Genomic DNA, 16545 nt, shown 5'->3' with positions numbered 1-16545 from the left:
GCGTGTCTTAAAAGATAAACTAACTCGTGAAATGATGGATTTTAATGCTCACGAGTATTGCTAAAAGTGACTTCTGGATAGCGATCTTGCATCAGCTGCAAGTTGACCCGTGATGGGGCAAGATACGTTAAATAACCACCGCCATCTAGCGACAACTGGTCATGGGCTTTGCGTTTGAATTTCGCTAATGCCACTTCATCATCACAATGAATCCAGCGCACGGTCGCAATCGATACTGGCTCAAAGATACACTGTACTTTGTACTCTTCTTTGAGACGATGCGCGACCACTTCAAACTGTAATACACCAACTGCACCCAAGATTAAATCGTTATTAATCTGCGGCATAAAGACCTGTGTCGCGCCCTCTTCGCTTAGCTGCTGTAGCCCTTTTTGCAAGGCTTTCGATTTGAGCGGATCTTTTAGAATGACACGGCGGAACAATTCAGGCGCGAAATGCGGAATACCCGTAAAGTTCAGCTCCTCGCCTTCGGTAAAACTGTCACCGATAGAGATAGTGCCATGATTATGCAAACCGATGATATCACCCGGATACGCTTCTTCTAACGCTTCGCGATCACCTGCCAAAAAGGTCAGTGCATCGGCAATGCGTACGTCTTTACCCAAACGCACATGCTTTAGTTTCATGCCTTTTTCATACTTGCCTGAACACACGCGTAAAAATGCAATGCGATCACGATGGCGTGGGTCCATATTGGCCTGAATCTTAAAGACAAAACCACTAAAATCCGTCTCTGTTGCCGCTACTTCACGCTCATTGGTCGGATGCGACTTGGGTGGCGGTGCATATTTGATCAAGGTATCAAGTACCATATTTACGCCAAAGTTGCCCAATGCTGTACCGAACAATACTGGCGTCATCTCGCCCGCTAAGAACGCCTCAACGCTAAATTCTTCTAACGCCATTTGTACCAGCTCAAGTGACTCTTCGAAAGCATCAAACATCAATTGACCCAAACGCTCACGAATATCTGGATAATCATAGCCCGCGCGGGTCTCAGAGACTGTCATCTTGCCGCCATTACCTTTTTCATAAAGGTAGGTCTTATTTTCGGTCAGATGGTAGACACCAACGAAATCTTGTCCCATACCGATAGGCCAAGTCACTGGAATACATTTAATTTTTAACACTGCCTCAATCTCGCTAAGCAGCTCAAGCGGCTCACGAATTTGACGATCCAGCTTGTTGACAAATGAGATGATTGGCGTGTCGCGCATGCGGCAGACTTCCATCAGCTTGATGGTTCGCTCTTCAACCCCTTTAGCCCCATCGACCATCATCAGTGCGCTATCGACAGCGGTCAAGGTACGATAGGTATCTTCACTAAAATCGGCGTGACCCGGTGTATCCAATAGGTTGACCACATGGTCTTGATAAGGAAACTGCATGACAGAAGTGGTGATCGAGATACCACGCTCTTGCTCCATACTCATCCAATCTGATGTCGCATGGCGATCAGTTTTGCGGCCTTTGACCTCGCCTACTACCTGAATTGCCTGACCCCATAACAGTAACTTTTCAGTCATGGTGGTTTTACCTGCATCGGGATGCGAGATAATGGCAAAAGTACGGCGTTTAGCCACTTCTTTGTTTAATTTCTTTGGATCTACGCTCATAATTTTTGGCTTCAACCTTAACTTCAAAAAGGCTGTCTTTTAGACAGTAATCTAACTAAATAGAATAAATAATGAGCGTATTGTAGCGGATTTAGCGTCAAGGTGCAGAATTAGCGCATAAAAAAACACTCCCTAGATAGTCAAATAGAGAGTGTTGGTCAATTTTTTAACATGATGCGTTTTTATGATTAATAGTAGCGTTTGATTTGTGCGGCCAAGAAATCTCCTGCGACTTCATTGACTATCGTACAATCCACCACACCGCGAATACTGTTGGTATTCGGATTTATCACACCTTTGGTAACATAATTTGCTTCATAAATAGCATTTTTATCATTCGTGCCATCATTATATTCGACACCATTGTACTGATAAGCAGGCTGATTCAGGTATTCAAAGAACGTCACTTGTGCCGCTTTTTGCTTATTACCTATGCCTACACCAAACTCAGAAGTTCTGTAGCCTCTATCATCGCTAAAGCGGTCTTCAGCTGCATCAATCCACTTATCGAGCGATGTATATCCCGTCTTGTTTTTGTCGTTAAAGGCTAAAAACGAGCGTTCGCTCTCGACTACTGGAATATAGCAAACAGAACCTATCGGAAACTCTGCATTGGCTGGAATCTTAGGATAATTATTTAAATCCGTGAGAATACCGCGACTGTTATTTATATTAGTACCCGCACTATAACTGTTTGCCTGCAAGCCTGATAGATTAAGCGTCTTATAATTGGTTTCATAGTCTAGCTTGTTATTACTGTTTTTTTCATAAATAGGACGTTTGACAGTGCGGCCATCAACCTCAATGTTTTTGTTTTCCAGTCGCCCTTCAAAGTTGTCTGCCAATACCGTTCTGTCCAAAGTATTCAAACCTTGATTACTATAATTATTAACGATATTTTTTATTTTGATTTCACGCTCACCAGTACGGTAGGTCTCATCGATGCGTGCAATGGCACTATCTTTCGCTTGCTTATCATAGCTATTGTCAAAGCTGGTCAGCGTAATCTTATTATTACCCGAACCATAAATACCATCATCCTCCCCACCGCAGCCAGCAAGGGTAAATGTTAGCAAAGAAAGTGCAATAGGTAACACCATTGATTTATTCATCGAATAAGACCTTTATTGGTTAGATTTTTTATCATCTATTTTGATAACTTTATTTTTTATAGCTATATTCCTATATTACATTAATACTTCTGTTACTTATAGCGATTAAGCTTTTTCTGCGATAGTTAAATGCAGCTAAAGATTCTACTAACAGTTCACTTACAAATCCACAGTATATACTTACGACTGACCTATATTGCTCATGCACTGGTTTGTTATGCTGAATCCCTATCAAAATTTATTGCTTAAACATAAAAACTCACAACAAAGGATATGTTATGAAAACACTATATTCCACCAAAGCAACAGTCACTGGCGGTCGTACAGGTAATGCCAGTCTGCAAGACAGTGATTTGACGATTAATATGGTCGCACCCGGCTCTGATAAAGACGGTAATAATCCAGAGCAGTTATTTGCGATGGGCTATGCAGCTTGCTTTGATGGCGCACTTGCTGCGGTCAAAGGGGCAGAAAAAGCAAAGTTTGATTCTACTACTGAAGTATCAGTAGATTTAATGAAAGGTGAAGGCTTAGATTTTCAATTAGCCGTGAAAATTCATGTCACTGCTGAAAACACAGAGCTATCAGCGGATGAGTTCCAAAAGTTGGTCGAAAAAGCCAATAAAGTTTGCCCATATTCTAAAGCGACTCACGGTAATATCGATAGTGAAATGACTTCAGAAGTGAGATAGATTTTTAACAATAACAATATCGGCTTTATCTATAAGAGAGCTCAGTGAATACTGGGTTCTTTTTTTATGAGCATCTATCAGCAGTAGAAATATCATAACTATCGAGAAGTTCGGCAAGGTCTGATTTTATCGTTATAATGGAAGCATCGTTTTATCTGATATTGACTCTATCTGATACCTAATAATAAGTGACTTTTATGACTGACCATATGACCGACTCCTCCGTAGACAATAACCACAACTCGCATCAAGCGCTTGACCCTAAAGCCTTACCAAATTTTGATACCATGCCCAACGTAGCGACTATGGACACCAGTCACGTGGACAAAAATCAGCCACCTTTTATTTTGGTTGATGGCTCTTATTATCTGTTTCGCACTTATCACGCCTTGCCAAAGACCATGCAAAACTCGCAAGGGCTGATAACGAATGCCATCCGTGGCACGCTCAATGCGCTATTAAAATTGATGCGTCGATATCATCCCACCCATATGGCGGTCTGTTTTGATACCAAGTCACCTACTTTTCGCCATCATATGTCTGCTGATTATAAGGCGGCTCGTCCGCCCATCGACATAGAGCTGGTGGAGCAAATTCCTTATATCCATCGCTTGGTAACCGCTTTGGGCATTCCATTGTTACGCATCGAAGGTGCAGAAGCGGATGACATTATCGGCACACTGGCGCACCGTTCGGTCGAGCAAGGTCATCATGTGGTTATCTCAACCGGCGATAAAGACATGATGCAACTGGTCAATGACTGCGTCATATTGGAAGACAGCTTCACGGGTAAAGTGACAGACACCCAAGCGGTCATCGAAAAATTCGGTATTAATCCAAACCAAATGATTGATTTTTTGACCTTAATGGGTGATGCTTCTGACGGTATTAAAGGCGTGCCCGGTATCGGTAAAAAGACGGCGAAAGACTTGCTCGTTGAGTACGGTGATATCGACAATATGTTAAAGCACATCGGTTTTATTAAAGGACGCGGCGCTAAAGGCTTGATTGAGCATGCAGAGGAAATTCCATTCAATGCCAAACTGGCCACTATCGTCACAGACTTAGATATCGGTCAAGACTGGAATGATTTGAAAATCGATACCAATCCTTGTGCCCATATAGATGAATTGCGCGAGCTGTATAGCGAGCTTGAGTTTAGAAATGAGCTTGCTTCTCTTGACCACCCAAACCATCCAGCCAATGGTAATGGGAACGGCGTACAAAGTGTTGCAAGTAGCCAAGCAGATGCTGAATCACAAGCACAAATCGCTAAGTCGCTACAATCAAGCAGTATTGAGAATGTCCAAAACGGCAAACAGCATGATAGAGCGTGGCACACCGTTTTAGATGAGCATGCGTTTGACAGTTTGATTGAATTATTAGAGTCTGCGCCGCATTTTGTCATTGATACCGAAACCACTAGCATACATTGGCGTCAAGCACAAATCGTCGGTTTGTCTTTTGCGGTACAAGCGCAAGAAGCCTATTATATACCACTGACTCATGCGCTAGAGGGTGACGAGCTGACGGCTAAACAGCTCGACCGCGATACCGTTTTAACACGTCTAAAGCCTATTTTGGAAAACCCAAATATCGGTAAAATTGGCCAGCATTTAAAGTACGACGCCCATATTCTCAGTCATTATGATATCGATTTATTGGGCAGCATTCATGCTCGTCCCAATAATTGGGCGATGGATACCATGCTTGCCAGCTACGTGATTAATGCCGCGATTACCCGTCATGGCATGGATGATTTGGCACGCCATTACCTACAAACGCAAACCATCAGCTATGAAGACGTTGCTGGCAAAGGCGCTAAGCAAGTCACCTTTGACCAAGTCGCCATCGATATTGCTAGCGACTATGCTTGTGAAGATGCTGACATTACTTATCAGCTATTTGAGGTGTTCAGCGTCGAGCTGGCGAACGATGCCAATAATGCCAAATTGCTACACGAGCTAGAAATACCAACCGCCGAAATACTTTGTCAAATGGAAGCAAGCGGCATTCTTATTAAGCGCCCATTTTTAAATGAGCTATCGAAACGCTTCGATGAAGAAATTATCGCGCTAGAAAAACGCGCTTATGAAGTGGCAGGAGAAGAGTTTAACCTCGGCTCACCTAAGCAGCTCGGTGAGATGCTATTTGAAAAACTCGGCGTTCCGGGTGGCAAAAAGACCAAATCAGGTCAATACTCTACTGGTGAGGCCGTGCTGTCAAAAATCGATCATCCATTGGTCGATATTACCTTAGAATATCGCGGTCTATCTAAGCTCAAAAGCACTTATACCGATGCGCTTGATAATGTCGCAGATAGCGAAACTGATCGCGTCCATACCAGCTATCATCAAGCACTGACCAGTACTGGGCGTTTGTCTTCGACTGATCCCAATTTACAAAATATTCCTATTCGTACTGCGACTGGCCGCTTGATTCGCCAAGCCTTTATCGCCCCAGAAGGTCGCGTTATTTTGGCGGCGGATTATTCACAAATTGAATTGCGTCTCATGGCACATTTCTCAGGCGATAAAAACTTAACTGACGCCTTCAACGAAGGGTTAGATATTCACGCTGCGACTGCCGCTGAAGTACTTGGCAAAGATGTTGCCGACGTAACCTCGACCGAGCGCCGTAATGCCAAAGCCATTAATTTTGGTTTGCTATACGGTATGAGCGCCTTTGGACTTGCCAAGCAGCTACAAATGAGTCGCAATGAGGCACAAGATTATATCGATATGTATTTTGATCGCTACCCGGGTGTCAAAAACTATATGATCAATACTCGCGCCAGTGCTCACGAGCAAGGCTATGTCGAGACGATATTGGGTCGTAAGCTCTACACGCCTGATATTACTCACAGCAACCGCATGGTCAAACAAGGCGCTGAACGTGCTGCGATTAACGCACCACTACAAGGCTCAGCGGCAGATCTAATTAAGCTGGCTATGATTGCCGTCGATAAAGTACTGCCAAAAGCGCAAGCCAAAATGCTGCTACAGGTCCATGATGAACTGGTGTTTGAAGTGGATAGTGACAAGGTAGATGAGATTAGCCAACTCATTACTCATGCAATGCAAGACGTCTTAACGACCACTGCTGTTGAAAAAGGCTGGAACGTGGATTTTGCCGTGCCTTTATTGGTTGAGACGGGTGCTGGCGAGAATTGGGATGAGGCGCATTAAAGTATTGCGAATGATGAATAAATGAGATTGAAAAAGGCTAGGCACAATGTCTAGCCTTTTTATTATTAGTAGATTTAAAGCATCTCACATCACGACCTTCTTATGCTTAACGACCTATGGCATAATACTTTTGTTTGTCCTTTTTAGCTACCCAAAGTAATTGAAGCTCTCCATGATTAAACCAGCAAATCTCAACACCATTACCCTTTACATACTTGCCAGCTTAAGTTTATGCACGCAAGCATGGGCGGATACTACGCCCACCACAGAGCCGAAAGTCGAACCGCTAAAATCTGACACGGCTTCGTTATCTCATGATGCTAACTCTAATCGAGATGAAAACCTCAATCAATTTGGCTATCTACCTCAATCTACCGAAACATCTGCCGAGCAGTCTGCTCCATCAGTACAAGGAGCACAAAACTGGACGGACGAACGCCGTGAAGATGTCCAAGAGCAGCTGCATGAATGGGCACACAAAATGGACGGTTGGTTCGGCGAACCAGATCCCAAAAAACCCGCCAAAGCCAGTTTACGAGTTGTACTAGATACCCGCTGGGTCAACGATCCACAATCAGGCAGTGACGTGAGCGTTGAACCTAGGATTCGCGGCCGCTTACGATTGCCAGTATTAGAAAAAAGGTTGAGCCTGATTATCGGTGATGAGGATTTGGATGAGGATACTTTCTTAAAACAGAATGTGAAGGGCGATACTTACCAAGCAAGTACCAATAACCAAGATGGACTCGTCAACAGAAGAAAAACGCGGGAAGACAATGGTTCTATCGCCCTTCGTTGGTCACGTTTTAGTTATGAGGTTGAGCAGCAGTTAGGGGTCAAAACAGATATCGATGTCGGGGTTCGCTCGCTCGATGACTTATACGTAAAAGTGAGCGTCGATAAAGACTGGTATGACAACAAAAAATGGACTCTCACTAGTGATAGTTACTATCGTTATGGACTCGATAGTGAGCACTATGCAAAAGGCGGGCTAAATCTGCAATATGGTACAAATGCTGAGCGGTTCATCAATAATCGTACCGCCATCCGTTATCGCAATCAAGACAATGTAGAAAGCACAGACTGGAGCAATGATCTCAGACAAGTACACTACTTGGGCAATGAAAAACAGCTGGCTTATGGTGTCTCTACTGGCGGTTACTTTGACCATGACAAATCAACATTAAACAGCTATGGCCCTGCTATAAGCTACCGCCAACCCGTTTGGCGAGAGTGGCTTTATGTACAAACAGAGCTAAATTACTACAATGATAAAACAGCAAATAAGGACCACTATCCGTCGGCATTATTGCGGATGGAAGCGTTATTTTAACCCTGCCATCTATTGAATTGGTTGTATCATCATAGGTATAAATAGCCGATAGCAATGTGCACAAGAAAGAGCATTTGTTTGCTAGTATTAACAATGACATATGACTCATTAGTTATATTAAATAACGTTATAGCGCTGACATTGGCGTTATAATAGCAGCTTATTGCGTTATATGTCATTGGATAATGTTCGGTCTAAAGTGAGCCTTTGTGCTCACTTTTTTTATTTTAAAAAATCAGGAGGTTTTTATTTTGAGTTCAGATGGCATCATCGAAATCCCTGGCATTATTATTTTATTCGCCTGTCTGCTACGTTGCGTGCAGTATTTACTACAGAGCTCTGCCACAAATACATTTAAACAGATTCGAGCTTTTTGGTTGGCAGCGGTGCTGGTATTCTTTGCTGTGATACGCCGTGAGTTAAATTATCTACCAGACTTATTGGTTCCCACTGACTTTGTGTTGTTCAGCCATTCTTATGACTGGTGGGAAGACCTCGTCCTGACCATCGTTTATGTGCTGATCGTTGGTTTATTGGCTTATTCATGGCGTTATCTTTGGGCAATATTAAAAAAAGTACCCGTTTCTTTGTATTTTAGCGTCGCCGCCTTGGCATTATTAGAATATATGGGCGAAAACGCCATTATGATTCCCGAAGCTTTGGGCGTCATTACAGAAGAGCTGTCAGAGACTGCTATTTATGGCATTGCCTTGATTTATTTGTGGCGCTTAAACTTAAACGAGTACGACTGTCAAGTAGAAGAGACGAGCGAGCTGCATTGTCAAACGGCTTCACACTAACGCAGAGTGTCTCTGCTAACAGTGATAACTACTTGTTATATTAATCACCATGCGCTCTACATCAATAGTTATACTCTCTAGCAAAATACATTTAGACGAATTTGTTATACTATAGTCGGTTCAATTTAAAAATAGTACAAGGCAACCGAGTGTAGATGTATATTTAATACCTCAAGCGAGGCTAACGCAGTAATATTATTATAGTGGAATGGCTATAATAATAAGTCCGAGGGATAAGCATCCTAATATACGACCTCGATTTACTCATGATTAATAACGATTAAGTCACTTATTATGAATATATTGATTACAGGCGCATCACGTGGTATCGGCTTGGCCACCGCCAAAAAGCTGGCGGAAAAAGGCCACAATATTGGGTTATTTGCGACCAATACTGCCACACTTGAAAGCGCCATTAAAGACAAATCTTTTAAGAAAGCCGTCAAACAACAGCGTATTATTACAGGTCAGCTGGATGCCACCCAGCCTGACTCGTGGGACAATGCGATCAATCAAATGATTGAACATTTCGGTGGTATTGATGCACTCATTAATAATGCTGGGGTGCTGGTCAGTGGCGCATTACCAACGACCAACTTGGATGAGCAACTGGCTTTAATTGACGTCAACTGTAAAGGTGTTTTGATTGGCTGTCATAAACTGGCGCCTTATCTGACTGATAGCAAAGACGGCAAAATTATCAATGTGTCCTCTGCTTCTGCTATCTATGGTCAACCCGAAGTTGCGACTTATGCGGCCAGCAAGTTTTTTGTGCGAGGTCTCACAGAAGGCCTTAATATTGAGTACGAAAAATTGGGTATCAAGGTTATCGATGTGATGCCGCTGTGGGTCAAATCTGACATGACTGCCGATATCGAAGTGACCAGTATGGATCGCTTGGGCATCCATCTAACGGTCAACGATGTCGCCAAAACATTGTGTAAATTGACGACCAGTCCCAATCGTAAACTCAAAAGTACGCATTACTCTGTGGGCATGCCAGCAAAACTCTTTCAAGCAGTCTCACAAGTCACGCCAGATTCTGTAATCCGCTGGGTCAATACCAAGGTTGGTGCTTAATAGCAATATCACCTATTCGTTATACTGTTGTTTACCGATAACGCTTATTTAATATAAAGCCACACTTACGGCTGCTCAATATGAGTAGCCGTTTTGCTTGCCGCTCGAACCTTTATCGCTTGCTCAACAGTTTTACCAGTAAAAATATTGTTTTTAATAACGGTATTTTTTATTGCCCCTGCCGCACTTTCTTCTCGAATCTCAGAACCAACGCTAATCGGTAAATTCACATCAGCAGCGAATTGATTACCAGCTATTAGCGTGCCATCGTCCTCCACGATAATGCCCTGCTCGACTTGCTCAAAACGATTATCGATGATCTGATTGTCCTTAGCACTGTCTAAATGGTAGCTGGCAAATGGCGTTTGTTTCAGTAAATAAGCACCGCATTCAAAACCTTTGAGATTGCGCGACTGTCTTGACGCTACCCAAACCCCGACTGGCTCGTCGTTAAAAGTATTGCCACGAATCATATTGTCACGGCTCGACTCGGTACGCTTAAAATGATTGCCCCGCGTACTGTCATCGGCATGCTCAAAGCAATTGCGATACAGCAAAATACTGCCTGCCCCATTATGGATAAATTGATTGTTTTCGATACGGTTATTGCTCGACGAATCCACGGCAATGGCCTCACGATTGGGCTTAAAGGTACGGAAACCATTACCGACAAACACCGAATTTTGAATCACATTATCGCGGCTACCAAATTCCAGATATAGCCCCACAGTGCCTGCATTTTGAATACGGACTTTATCAAAGCTCACGCCATGCACATGATCACCGACAAACATGCCACTATTGATACTGTTTTGACTACTCACATTAATCACACGAATATCGCTTGGTGCAAGCGCACGATTGGCAGCAGGGTCTATCAAGCCGCGCGCATAACGCTGATTGGGCTGGCTATATTGGCGAATATGTAGCGCATGACCATAGCCATCCACATGACAATTGGCAACGGTAATATCTTCGATAGCGCTATCTGTTTTGGGCTTAATTATAATGGCGCTAACCTTTGATGCATCATCAGCGCGAGTACTGAGTAGTGTGCCTTGACAATCAAGTGAACTATGCGAATCATTCAACTCAAAGCGTATCGACTTGGCTGTCAAATCACAGCTTGCACTGAGTACGCTGTGACCTTTTACCTTAAATATTTGCTTCGGTGTTAATTGTGCGCAGTCTATGGTTGTCGTGGCTTTTGGCAGTTTGGCATCGATAATTAACGGCTGTTTTAAATCAGCATTATCCAAGCTGCTATGGGCGCTGCTACCAGAAAAAAGTACACCTTCACAAGCCGTCAAACCTATTGTGGCATTGATTAAGGATATTGTGACGAACAACCTACTACTTGATACCATCGTATATTTCCTATTTTTATGTCTATCTTGTACTTGTCTTACATTTTTTGAACATCCTGTGACACCTTACTACTATCGGTGAACATCATAACGCGTCACACTGACTTTGATAAATGAATCTTAATAAATAAAATCAACAATAACGATTGCTAACTCCCTAATGATAACTATCAATAATAAGGAAACCATGATGGACCATTCAAAAAGCCCATTACCAGAAGCCATGGATCACATTGAAGGTGATACGGACGTCAATAATAACAGCCAAGAAATTGATTTGGCTGATCCTATGTTGCATACCATTGATAATGATGATGTGATTGACAATAGCGCAGGATTTGACAACTCGCAAGCCGGCAGTGATGCGACTCAAGGGCTAACCCCTATGCATCATCAAAATATAGACGAATCGCGAATCGATGAAGTATTAGTGGACGATAATTTGGATGATAGCGATTATCCAGATATTATCGATATCGCTGATAGAGACGCGGCGGAACGTAGTAATGATGACGACTTTTAACTAAGCTCTCTCATGATAAAAAAGCTCTCAAACAATAAAAAAGCACGCTCGATATAATGGGCGTGCTTTTTTTGTACTATAAAATATTGATTACATTACTGACAACGGCTGGTCAGTCCAGACGTCACGATAACTGGTGTAGTAAGTGAGCAACATAACAGGCAGCACTAAAAATGCACCCAGTCCCAACGTTAAGATGATTAAAATAGGCAATAACAACGAACAAACTAAGCCATAAACTAAGATAGGAACGATGTTTACCTTACCTGCTTCAAAGCTTTTTTTCATGGCAGCGATAGGCTCAAGATTGTGCAAAACAATCAGCGCTGGGGCAAACCAAAGTGCCATATAGAGCGGTATCATGAGCAGCATAGTCAACAGGTAACCGAAGAAAATACCGCCTAAGGAGATATCATTCATCGCCCCATAATTATTGCCCATGTCACCTGACATCATAGAAAACATCATACTGCCCATAGCGATAAATAGCGGAATCATAGCAATAATGATACCGACTAAATATAGTAAGCCAAGGATGAGTAGTGGCTGCCAATGACTTTTAAACGCTGAAAACAAGTGATCAAAACGTAGCTCAGTTCCTTGTGATTGCGCAGCTGCTCCTTTGATAATACCCGCAATAAACATAAATATAGTGGGTATGATAAGGACGTTAAGTAGAGGCACTGAAGACGCAATACCAACAATTACTAAGAATGTCACACTGATACCAAACCATAATAACGGCTGATTTTTAAACAATCCAAAGGCTTTGATAATCCAGCTCATGCCAGCCGCTGCATCACACTTACGTGGACTGGTTAGCAACTGCGGTAATGCACTGCCATACTCATCGGTTGGCGGCAAAACGGGTGGCTGACCATCTGATTTTTGTAATGACACATTGGCGTATGGACTATTAGGGTTGGACATGTTTATCCTTAAAAATAAAGTTAAGCAAACGTAAAATTAACAATGACAATAAAACAAAAGTTTATTTGGCATAGTCTTACATATCAGTCACAAAAAATCCCAACTTTATTCTATTTTAATAAAATTCATTAAAATCATTTAGTCAAAAAAATACCGAACATCATGTCCGGTATTTTTTATGATTTACAAATATAGTCAATCAAGCCCAACCATCTAGCGTTCCCGCCCAGCCTTTAACCAATGGCGCACTGAGCGCTTCGAGCAAATCAATGTGCGCCTCATCCAAGTTCAATGCGGGAATATAGTGATATTCTTGTCCACCCGCGTGGAGAAAGTTTTCACGATTTTCGATGGCCAGCTCTTCTAGCGTTTCCAGACAATCAGCAGAAAAAGCCGGACTAATGACTTGTACCGAGCGCACACCTGACTTGCCCCAATCTTCTAGTACCACATCGGTATAGGGCTTGACCCATTCTTGCTTGCCAAAGCGTGATTGAAAACTGATAATCCATTCGTCATCCTTTAGACCAAGCGCGTGAGCCACTTGTGCAGCGGTACATTTACAACGCTTAGGATACGGATCACCTTTATCAGCATAAGGCTGCGGGATACCGTGGAAGCTAAACATCAGCTTGTCAGGCTTGCCATGCTCTGCTTGAAAGCGGCGAATCGAATCAGCCAATGCTTGAATGTACAGCGGATGCGCAAAGTAATCTTTGACAATAGTATAGTTCGGCAAATTGCGCTGCTTGAGCGTCCACTTTGTCAACGCATCATAAACAGCACCACCAGAGGAAGCGGAATACTGTGGAAATAATGGCAAGATAACAAAGTGATCAACGCCTTCACCGCGCAAGGTATCCATCACATCAGGCAAACCAGGATTGCCATAGCTCATCGCCGGATGGACAGAAACCCGAAATGGTGCGGCACTATTTGCAAGCCGTGGTTCCAATAGCTCCACTTGGCTCTTTAGTATCTTACGAATCGGTGAGTCGCCTTCCCAAATACTGGCATAGGCTTTTGCCACACGTTTAGGGCGGCTTGGCAATACAAACAAATTGAGAATAATCGCCCACAAGAATTTCGGAATCTCGATGACACGGGGGTCAGACAAAAACTGTTTTAAGTAACGACGTACGGCAGGCGCTGTTGGCTCATCTGGCGTACCTAGGTTCACTAATAGGACGGCAATACGGGGAGGCAGTTCAGGTTTCATAGCAGCACTATTTTATTATTAGGTTAGTTAAAGAAGAATATGCGATAAAAGATTATTAAGTCATGATTGATTGAATGCTTTATTAGTGTAGCATTTTATCCATTAATAACGCATGGTAAAAGCACACTTATACAATTTGATACTTAGCTGCTATTTATTGCTAGTCATCAATCATCGACTCATTCCAACCCTTCTCTGCCTACTACCCATCGCCCCTAAAAACCATGCTTAAAAGACTATGCTCAAAAGACTTGCTCGACGGTTGTACTCCTACGCGCATCACCATACAATAGGCAAGCACATTGTAAGAAAAACATTTAGAAAACAGTGTCGGCAAAGCAGTATTGGCAACACTGCCTATCGACAGTTTGCCCTTTTTATTTTATTGATGATTGTTGTCTTGCGAGGTAGCTTTGAACGCACGCCCTAATAATACCAGTGACCAGTCCCCGACAGATACGCTTCATTCGGCCAGCTTAGTTAATCCCATGGACACAGTCGGTTCAGTCGGCATTATCACGCCTCAGATTTTTTATTTCGCTGAGCCGTTGACGTTAGAATGTAACCGTACTTTGCCATCGTTTGATTTAATCATCGAAACTTATGGCACGCTAAATAGCGACAAATCAAACGCGGTACTTATTTGCCATGCGCTATCAGGCAGTCATCACGCCGCCGGTTTTCATAGCGATGATGATAAAAAAGCCGGCTGGTGGGACAATATGATTGGCCCTAATAAAGCGATCGACACCAATCGGTTTTATGTCGTATGTGTCAACAACATCGGCAGCTGTTTCGGCTCTACCGGTCCAACGACCATTAATCCAAATAGCAATGAACCGCAAGTTTATGGTCCTGACTTTCCACTCGTCACTATTAAGGACTGGGTAAAAACCCAAGCGATGCTCTCAGATCGTCTCGGTATTGACGTTTGGCATGCCATTGTTGGTGGTTCTATGGGTGGTATGCAGGCGCTGCAATGGTCAGTTGATTATCCAAATCGGTTGAAACGCTGCGTGGTCATTGCCAGCACGCCAAAGCTCTCAGCACAGAATATCGCCTTTAACGAAGTGGCGCGGCAGTCGATATTGTCTGACCCTGACTTCAAAGAGGGACGCTATTTACAAGCAGGCACCTACCCTCGTCGCGGGCTAATATTGGCTCGGATGGTTGGGCATATCACTTACTTAACCGATGACGCGATGAAGGCGAAATTTGGTCGTGATTTAAAGTCTGGCAAATTTATGTATGGCTACGATGTTGAGTTCCAAGTGGAGAGCTATTTACGCTATCAAGGTGAGCGCTTTAGCGAAAATTTCGATGCCAATACTTATTTGCTCATGACCAAAGCCTTAGATTATTTTGATCCAACACGTGACTATCCATCAGCCATGGCAACAGATGCGACAGAATCAGCGGCGCAGCTTAAGGACTCAATCACCACATCAGTCGAATCTAGTAAACAAAGCACGCAACCTGCGTTAGAAAATACGGTGGCAACAATAGATGAGAGTGAACAGAATCGTCAGCAAGAGCTGTCTGCGCTCAAAGCCGCCTTTGCCCATACGCAATGCCAATATCTAGTGGTCTCATTTACCACGGATTGGCGCTTTGCACCGGAGCGCTCACAAGAGATTGTCGATGCACTGATGGCGACTGGCAAACCAGTTAGCTACATCAATGTTGATGCGCCGCATGGTCATGATTCTTTCTTATTTGATATTCCCCGTTATATGGGTGCCGTCCGAGGATTTTTGACTGCGCCATTTATCACCGACAGCAAATCAAAACAACTAGCACAAAGCACAAATCAAAGCAGCCAGCAAAAATCAGGAGCACGCTCATGAGAATGGATCATCAATTGGCTGAGCGCTGGATTGCGCCGCACTCACATGTACTGGACTTGGGCTGCGGCAATGGTGAGCTACTCGCGCATTTACAACAAAATCGCGGCGTCACTGGCTACGGACTTGAGATTGACGAAGAAAAAATCAACGATGGTATCGCCAAAGGCTTATCTATCATCGAGCAAGACTTGAATGATGGTCTGGCACGTTTTGCTGATAACAGTTTTGACACCGTCGTCATGGCACGGGCGCTGCAAGCGGTGAAATCGCCTGATGTGCTCTTACTTGACATGCTACGTGTTGCTCGCGAAGCCGTCATCACCTTTCCCAATTTTGCTCATTGGCAAAACCGCATTCATTTAGGACTTAAAGGGATGATGCCTGTCTCAGAGGCATTGCCTTATGAGTGGTATAACACCCCAAACATTCATCTGTGTACGTTTAAAGATTTTGAGCAGCTTTGTGCACAGCATGATATTCATATCGTCAACCGCTTTGCCGTCAGCGATTCTGAAAAAGGTCATACGCCACTTATGAAAGCATTGATACGCCAAGCACCCAACCTATTGGCAGACGTCGCTATCTATCGTGTCACCAAACAAAAACCTGAATAATAGGTTTATCTACTTGGGGCGTATCTTTATTTTAAAATGGTGATAAAAATGAGATAAATTGCCGTCAAATAAGGAAAATAGCGCAAATAATATTGAAATATTGCTAAGCTATTTGACGATGTTTGGCAAAATTTAACCATTTTTTGCCCATTTAGAGGATAATCGATTGAATTGAGGACATGCCTTAGGCATTGGTTGAAAGC

Annotated in this window: 13 protein-coding genes; 8 read left to right on the top strand and 5 right to left on the bottom strand. The window is 43.2% G+C overall.

Translation table 11 applies throughout. The features are described 5' to 3' along the window. Window positions 1-41: 41 nt before the first annotated feature. Window positions 42-1637 carry a peptide chain release factor 3 gene (locus JMY05_RS00120; protein WP_045453786.1) on the bottom strand — a complete coding sequence of 532 codons (1596 nt, stop codon included), beginning with the start codon at window positions 1635-1637 and terminating at the stop codon, window positions 42-44. Between the two features lie 188 nt (window positions 1638-1825). Continuing rightward, the gene (locus JMY05_RS00115; protein ID WP_045443704.1) at window positions 1826-2749 is read right to left on the bottom strand and encodes a hypothetical protein; all 924 of its coding nucleotides are present in this window, start codon (window positions 2747-2749) and stop codon (window positions 1826-1828) included. A gap of 278 nt (window positions 2750-3027) precedes the next feature. Between JMY05_RS00115 and JMY05_RS00110 the strand changes: the two genes are divergently transcribed. The 5 genes from JMY05_RS00110 to JMY05_RS00090 all read left to right on the top strand — a co-directional run bounded on the left by JMY05_RS00110 (window position 3028) and on the right by JMY05_RS00090 (window position 9842). Further along, window positions 3028-3441 (top strand): organic hydroperoxide resistance protein, encoded by a 414-nt coding sequence (locus tag JMY05_RS00110; protein WP_201613866.1) that lies wholly within the window; start codon window positions 3028-3030, stop codon window positions 3439-3441. Window positions 3442-3638: 197 nt separating this feature from the next. Next, entirely contained in the window at window positions 3639-6629 is a 2991-nt protein-coding gene (gene polA, locus JMY05_RS00105; protein WP_413786565.1) for a DNA polymerase I, read from the top strand. A gap of 172 nt (window positions 6630-6801) precedes the next feature. After that, window positions 6802-7962, top strand: a complete 1161-nt coding sequence (locus JMY05_RS00100; RefSeq protein WP_201613864.1) for a hypothetical protein — start codon at window positions 6802-6804, stop codon at window positions 7960-7962. 251 nt (window positions 7963-8213) lie between these two features. Further along, the gene (locus JMY05_RS00095; protein ID WP_227678056.1) at window positions 8214-8762 is read left to right on the top strand and encodes a hypothetical protein; all 549 of its coding nucleotides are present in this window, start codon (window positions 8214-8216) and stop codon (window positions 8760-8762) included. A 294-nt stretch (window positions 8763-9056) separates the two neighbouring features. Beyond that, complete coding sequence (locus JMY05_RS00090) at window positions 9057-9842, top strand: SDR family NAD(P)-dependent oxidoreductase (RefSeq protein ID WP_201613860.1); 786 nt, start codon at window positions 9057-9059, stop codon at window positions 9840-9842. Between the two features lie 65 nt (window positions 9843-9907). On the opposite strand, the gene JMY05_RS00085 is transcribed toward JMY05_RS00090, so the two are convergent. Further along, window positions 9908-11209, bottom strand: a complete 1302-nt coding sequence (locus JMY05_RS00085) for a right-handed parallel beta-helix repeat-containing protein (protein WP_201613858.1) — start codon at window positions 11207-11209, stop codon at window positions 9908-9910. A 187-nt stretch (window positions 11210-11396) separates the two neighbouring features. Between JMY05_RS00085 and JMY05_RS00080 the strand changes: the two genes are divergently transcribed. Further along, on the top strand, window positions 11397-11732 hold the full coding sequence (locus JMY05_RS00080; protein WP_227678055.1) for a hypothetical protein: 336 nt from the start codon (window positions 11397-11399) through the stop codon (window positions 11730-11732). A gap of 90 nt (window positions 11733-11822) precedes the next feature. Here JMY05_RS00080 and JMY05_RS00075 read toward each other — a convergent pair whose 3' ends face one another. Both JMY05_RS00075 and hemH read right to left on the bottom strand, forming a co-directional pair. Continuing rightward, window positions 11823-12662: a BPSS1780 family membrane protein gene (locus JMY05_RS00075; protein ID WP_045443692.1), complete on the bottom strand. Its 840-nt coding sequence runs from the start codon at window positions 12660-12662 to the stop codon at window positions 11823-11825. Between the two features lie 199 nt (window positions 12663-12861). Beyond that, window positions 12862-13881, bottom strand: a complete 1020-nt coding sequence (gene hemH / locus JMY05_RS00070; protein ID WP_060490449.1) for a ferrochelatase — start codon at window positions 13879-13881, stop codon at window positions 12862-12864. A gap of 488 nt (window positions 13882-14369) precedes the next feature. Between hemH and metX the strand changes: the two genes are divergently transcribed. Beyond that, entirely contained in the window at window positions 14370-15728 is a 1359-nt protein-coding gene (metX, locus tag JMY05_RS00065) for a homoserine O-acetyltransferase MetX (protein WP_045443687.1), read from the top strand. Beyond that, on the top strand, window positions 15725-16342 hold the full coding sequence (metW, locus tag JMY05_RS00060) for a methionine biosynthesis protein MetW (RefSeq protein WP_045443684.1): 618 nt from the start codon (window positions 15725-15727) through the stop codon (window positions 16340-16342). The genes metX and metW overlap by 4 nt, the downstream gene beginning before the upstream one ends. Window positions 16343-16545 lie beyond the last annotated feature (203 nt).

It is taken from the genome of Psychrobacter sp. JCM 18902, from assembly GCF_904846615.1.
Taxonomy (GTDB): domain Bacteria; phylum Pseudomonadota; class Gammaproteobacteria; order Pseudomonadales; family Moraxellaceae; genus Psychrobacter.
The sequence above is the reverse complement of the archived record's forward strand: the minus strand, read 5'-3'. Positions and strand labels throughout refer to the sequence as shown.